Below are 5,509 nucleotides of genomic sequence, written 5' to 3' on the forward strand. Positions count from 1 at the left end.
CCCCCGAGGAGCCCGGCTTGAGCGCCCGCATCTACCGAGACGCGTACGGCATCCCGCATCTGCGGGCACCGGACCTCCTCGCCCTGGCGCGCGCCCAGGGGGTGGCCGCCGCGCGGGACCGGGCCTGGCAGATCGAGGTCGAGCGGCGGCGTGCCCTCGGCTCCTCCGCGGCCTTCCTCGGCCCGGACCACCTGCCCTGGGACGTCCTCGCCCGGCGGGTCCGGCTGACGGACACCGCGCGCCGGTGCTTCGCCAACCTCTCCCCGGGCACGGCCGCCTGGCTGCGCGCCTACACCGAGGGCGTCAACTCCGCTCTGCCTCAGGCGGCGGGCGCGGCCCCGGAGTTCGTCCGGGCAGGAATCGTCCCGGGGGCGTGGGAGCCGTGGGCGCCCCTCGCGATCTGGCTCTCGCACCACCTGCTGTTCGCCGGCTTCCCCGCCAAACTCTGGCGCGACCGCCTGGCGGCCACCCTGGGCGGCGACGCCCTGGCGCACTTCGCCACCGACGGACCGGCCGCGGCCGGCAGCAACGGCTGGCTGCTCGGCGGCGAACGCACCACCTCCGGGCTGCCGCTGCTGGCCGGCGATCCGCACCGCTTCATCGAGGCACCCGGTGTCTACCAGCAGATCCGGCTGGCCTGCCCGGAGTTCGACGTGGTGGGCCTCGCCGTGCCGGGGGTGCCGGGCATCGCCCACTTCGGCCACACCGGAGGGGTCGCCTGGGCCGTCACCAACGCCATGGCCGACTACCAGGACCTCTACCGCGAGCGACTGAGACGCGCACCGCGCGCCGATGGCGCCGACCGCGCGGAGCGCCTCGGCGTGGAGGCGTGGGGGCCCGGCGGGTGGGAGCCCGCCGACGCCCGGACCGAGACCGTCGAGGTCGCGGGGCGTCAGCCGGTGACGGTGGAGACGGTGGAGACCGCGCGCGGGCCGGTCGTGATCGGCGGCATACCCGGCGACCACGCCCCTCCCGAGGCTCCCGGCGCCCCCGACGCCCGCGACCCGGGCGTGGCGGGCCGCTGGTCCGCCGTCAGCCTGCGCTGGCCCGCCCGGGTCCTGGGGGCGCTCGGCTTCGACGCCCTCCCCGCGCTCCTGCGGGCCCGGACCGTCGAGGACGTGGACCGCGCGATGGACGGCTGGGTGGAACCGGTCAACGTGGTGATGGCCGCCGACACCGAGGGCGGCCTGCTGCACCGGGTGGCGGGCGCCGTCCCGGTGCGCGACCACGCCAACCGGCGCGGGCTCGTGGACGCCTGGGATCCCGGCGCCGCCTGGTCCGGCGCCTGGGAACCGACCCCCCGCGCCGAGGTGCGCGGCCAGGCGGTCATGGCCAACGAGCGGGGTCTGGCGGCCCCCTTGGGCGTCGAGTTCTCCGCACCGCACCGCGCGCGGCGGATCGCCGCCCTGCTCGACTCCCGCCCCCGCTGGTCCGCGGCGGACATGCCCGTCGTCCACACCGACACGCTGCTGCCCGCCGCGTCCGCGCTCCTGGACCGGCTCCTCACCCCTCAGCGGGCGTTGTCCCCGCGGGCCGAAGCGCTGCGCGGCGAACTCCGTGCCTGGGACCGGCGTATGGACGCCGGTTCCCGCGGAGCCGCCGTCTTCGCCGCCTGGCGCGGCGCGCTCGCCAGGCGCCTGACGGGCGACCCGGCCCTGAGCGGCCTGGCGTCACGTCCCGAGGATCCGAGCGTCTTCCTGCCCTGGCTGTCCCCTCTCGCCCGGGTCGGCCACGCGTGGGAGCACCTGACCGTTCCCGGCGCTCTTCCGGGCGTGGACGTGGCCGCACACGCCCGCGGGGCACTGGAGGAGGTGGCGGCGGCGGGCGCACCCGCGACCTGGGGGGACACCCACCGTCTGGTCCCGTGGGAGGCACTGCCCGCCGAGAACGCCGACCGGCCGCCGGTCCACGGCGACCACGACTGCGTGATGTCGTCCTCCAGCGTGCCCGGCCTGACCGATCTCAGCGCCCGTTCCTCCGCCGCCCGCTACGTCTGGGACCTGGCGTGCCGGGAGAACAGCGCGTGGGTCACCCCGTTCGGCGCCTCGGGCGGCCCCACCGACCCGCACCACCACGACCAGCTTCCGCTGTGGCTGCGCGGGGAACTCGTCCCCGTCGTCACCGACTGGGACGCGCTCACGGAGGAGACACCTCCGGACGGGCCCCCCGGCGGTGGTGACCGGGGTGGCGTCAGCGGACGATCTTGAAGCCGAGGAGGTGGGTGCCCAGGGCCCCCGAGGCGTCGATCCACATCCGGAGCATCATCTCGGTGGCGCGGGCCGTGCGGATGCCGCCGAGGTCCAGGACGTCCCGCCAGCCCAGCGACCGGAGCAGCGCGCCGACCCGCTCCTTGGCCGCGCCGTCCTCGCCGCTGACGAACACCGTGTGATCCGCCCCGGCCGCGTCCGGGTCGGTCATCACCTGCGCGGCCAGGGTGTTGAGGGTCTTGACCACGAACGCGCCGGGCAGGGCGCGCTGGATCGCCTCGCCGAGGCTGTCGGTGTTGACCGGGTCGAGGACGGCGCCCTCCCGGGACCAGTCGAACGGGCTGGACACGTCCATGACCACGTGTCCGGCGAGGTCGGCGGCGAGCGGGGCGAGGGTGTCGACGCAGGCCGGCCCGGAGAGCGCGTTCACGACCAGACCGGTGGGGTCGGCCGCGCCGGCGGCGTCCCTGAAGTCGGCGAGTTCCAGGGTGGGATGGCGCGCGGCGAGCACGCGGTAGCCGGCGTTGCCCGCCCGGGTCGCCCCGGGGTCGCGGGTGCCGACGGCGACCTCGTGGCCGAGGGCGAGGAAGGCCGGGGCGAGGACCTGGCAGACCTCGCCCGTGCCGAGGATGACGATCTTCATCGTGGTGCCTTTCCGTGAGGGCCGCGCGGTTCAGTCGACCGCGCGGATGCGGCGGGAGAGGAGCAGCGTGGCCATCAGCGCCGCTCCGGCGAGTTGCCCCCCGGCGATCACCGCGGCGGCGGGGGCGTGGGCGCCGACCCAGCCGCCGAGCGCGAACCCGATCGGCATGAGCGCCTTGGTGCCGAACAGGTTGACCGAGTAGACGCGGGAGAGCTTGTCCGGGGCGACGACATGCATCAGCAGCGTCTCCCAGACGGCGAACCCGAACCCGCCGCACAGCCCGCGCACGGCCGCGAGGGCGACCGCCCCGGGCAGCCCGGTCGTCAGGGCCATGGCGGCGCACAGGACGTGGGCCGAGGACCAGGACACGTACACGATCACGGCCCGTCGCCGCCTGGGCATGAGGCGCGCGTACAGCAGCGCCCCGGCGGCGGCGCCCGCGCCGTAGGCGGTGGTGAGCAGGGAGAGGGTGCCCGCGCCTCCCGCGAAGTGCTCCTCCACCAGGCGTGGCAGCAGCGTCTGCGTGGGGCCCTCGGAGAGCAGCAGCGCCAGGGCGGCGACGGGGATGGAGACGAGCAGCGGGACGGACGCGACGTACCGGGCGCCCTCGGCGATGTCCCGCAGGGGGCGGGAGGCGACCGGCGCGGCCGTCCGCGGCGCGGGCCGCAGGGCGAGCGCGGTGCCCAGGGCGACGAGGAAGGCGACGGCGGTCAGGCCGAGCACGGCCGCCATGCCCGCCGAGGCGTACACGGCGCCGCCCAGGGCCGGTCCGGTGATGGCGCTGACGGAGCGGACGAAGCCGAGCGCGGCGTTGGCGGAGCCGATGAGGTCGGCGGGGACCGTGGCCGGGACGATCCCGCCGAAGGCGGGGTGGAAGAGGCCGTCGAAGAGGCTGACGAGGGAGGCGCACGCGGTCAGCACCAGCAGGTCGGTGCGCCCGGCGGCGGTGAGGATCGCGAGCGCCCCGACGGCCAGCAGGCGCCCGGCGTCGGCCAGGATCATCATCGAGCGCCGGTCCCACCGGTCGGCGAGCGCGCCGCCGAGGAGCAGGGTGGTCACCTCCGACACGGCGGCGGCGCCCAGGACGAGGCCGGAGGCGCCGGGCGAGCCGGTGAGGCGGTAGGCATACCAGGACAGCACGGCCAGGTAGGCCCCGTAGGTGACCATGGACAGGCTCTGGCCGACGAGCAGCAGCCGGAAGTCGCGGCAGCGGAGCGCCGAGGTCTCGGCGGCCACGGTCGTCACGGGCCGTCCCCCAGCAGGGCGGCGACGGTCGCGCGGGGGGCGTCGATGTGCGGGGAGTGCCCGGCCCGTTCGACCAGGCGCAGGGTCCCGTCGCGCGTGCGGGCCGTCAGCGTCTCGGCGTCCGCCTGCGTGAGCAGGGCGGAGTGCACCCCCCGCAGGACGAGTACCCGCCCCGGGTGGGCGGCGAGGGCGGCGCCGGTCCGTTCGGCCCGGTCGGCGAGGAGCGGACGGGCCGTCGGCGGCAGTGGTGGCGGAGGCGCCGGGGCGGGCCCTCCCGCGGCGAGGGCGGCGGCGATGGCGCGCAGGGTGGTCTGGGCGGCCAGCGGGTGGAGCCGTCGCAGGGAGTCGCCTGGTCCCTCGTCGGGCAGGGCGACGAGACGGGAGGCGGCCGGTTCGGCGGCGAGGAGGGTCTTGTCCCGAGCGGCCAGCCAGCGGGCGAACGGTCCCCAGTGCGCCCGGTTCTGGCCCAGGCCGGGCAGCAGGAGAAGGCGCTCCCCGGCGCCGTGGGCGCCGGGGAGCACGGGGTGCAGGGGCGCGGCCGGACCGGTCGCGCCCGGCCGCGTGGCAGTCTCGCTCACCTGCGGGTGTCTCCCCGGTCGGCGGTGAGCGTCACGGAGTTCTTGCGGCACTCGCGGGCCTCGACGCGGCGGATCCACACCCGCCCGCCGGTGGCCTCGCCGATCAGGCGGCCGGCCTCGTCCATCACCCAGGCGGCGGCGCCCTCCATCCCGGTGTGTTCCATGACCCGCAGGTCGACGACGCCGCGGGCGGCGAGCTCCTCGAAGAGCGGGCGTTCGGGGTCGTTCTCGGCGACCAGGGTGGTGTGGTCGAACTGCCGGTTCAGCAGGGCCCGGACGTTCTTGAGGGCGCTGAAGTCGATGACGAACCCGGTGGCCGGGTCGAGTTCGGCGCAGGCGAACTCGACCTCGAAGGACCGCTCGTAGCCGTGCAGGAAACGGCATTTCCCGTCGTGGGCCCAGGAGCGGTGGCAGCAGGGGAGGTCGTCGAAGAGCTTGGTGACGCTGAAGGCGCCGGCGGGGTGCCCGCCCGGCGTGGCCGCGCGGGTGGTGGCGGCGTCCTCGCCGGCGGCGCACGCACAGGTGCCGGCCGCCGCGGTCTGGGCGTGGGTATGGGTGGTCACGTGGCTCCCTGGGTTGCCGCCCGGCCGCGCAGGCGGCGGATCTCCGCGGCGGCCTGGTCGATGGTGGGGTTGTCGAACATGGTGATCACCGACAGGACGACGTCGAAGCGCAGGCTGAGCCGGTGCGCGACGGTGACGCCGAGCAGTGAGTCCCCGCCGAGGGCGAAGAAGTCGCTGCTGCCGGTGAGGTCGCCGACGCCGAGGACGTCCGTCCAGATCTCCGCGATGCCGCCCTCGATGTCGGCGTCGGCGGGGGCGGGGACCGAGTCGGCG

The 5,509-nt window shown here is 76.3% G+C and carries 6 protein-coding genes; 1 reads left to right on the plus strand and 5 read right to left on the minus strand.

The features are described 5' to 3' along the window. The first annotated feature begins 17 nt into the window (after nucleotides 1-17). Nucleotides 18-2,207 (plus strand): penicillin acylase family protein, encoded by a 2,190-nt coding sequence (locus ADY01_RS31815; RefSeq protein ID WP_049580203.1) that lies wholly within the window; start codon nucleotides 18-20, stop codon nucleotides 2,205-2,207. On the opposite strand, the gene ADY01_RS31820 is transcribed toward ADY01_RS31815, so the two are convergent. The 5 genes from ADY01_RS31820 to ADY01_RS31840 form a co-directional block, all read right to left on the minus strand. Continuing rightward, entirely contained in the window at nucleotides 2,191-2,850 is a 660-nt protein-coding gene (locus tag ADY01_RS31820) for an NADPH-dependent F420 reductase (RefSeq protein ID WP_049580199.1), read from the minus strand. The two genes, ADY01_RS31815 and ADY01_RS31820, sit on opposite strands and share 17 nt — an antisense overlap. A gap of 30 nt (nucleotides 2,851-2,880) precedes the next feature. Continuing rightward, entirely contained in the window at nucleotides 2,881-4,095 is a 1,215-nt protein-coding gene (locus ADY01_RS31825) for an MFS transporter (protein WP_049580200.1), read from the minus strand. Beyond that, complete coding sequence (locus ADY01_RS31830; protein WP_049580201.1) at nucleotides 4,092-4,673, minus strand: alpha/beta fold hydrolase; 582 nt, start codon at nucleotides 4,671-4,673, stop codon at nucleotides 4,092-4,094. The genes ADY01_RS31825 and ADY01_RS31830 overlap by 4 nt, the downstream gene beginning before the upstream one ends. Continuing rightward, complete coding sequence (locus ADY01_RS31835; RefSeq protein ID WP_053171429.1) at nucleotides 4,670-5,236, minus strand: 6-pyruvoyl trahydropterin synthase family protein; 567 nt, start codon at nucleotides 5,234-5,236, stop codon at nucleotides 4,670-4,672. The genes ADY01_RS31830 and ADY01_RS31835 overlap by 4 nt, the downstream gene beginning before the upstream one ends. Next, a partial coding sequence (locus tag ADY01_RS31840) for a phosphopantetheine-binding protein (RefSeq protein WP_049580202.1) occupies nucleotides 5,233-5,509 on the minus strand: 277 nt, incomplete at its 5' end. The genes ADY01_RS31835 and ADY01_RS31840, both read right to left, overlap by 4 nt.

Origin of the sequence: Streptomyces sp. SBT349 (assembly GCF_001083795.1) — a bacterium.
GTDB lineage: Bacteria > Actinomycetota > Actinomycetes > Streptomycetales > Streptomycetaceae > Streptomyces.

Excerpts from the sequence above, each read along its gene's own strand:
- ADY01_RS31820 (WP_049580199.1), bottom strand. The coding sequence starts at position 2,850 with ATGAAGATCGTCATCCTCGGCACGGGCGAGGTCTGCCAGGTCCTCGCC.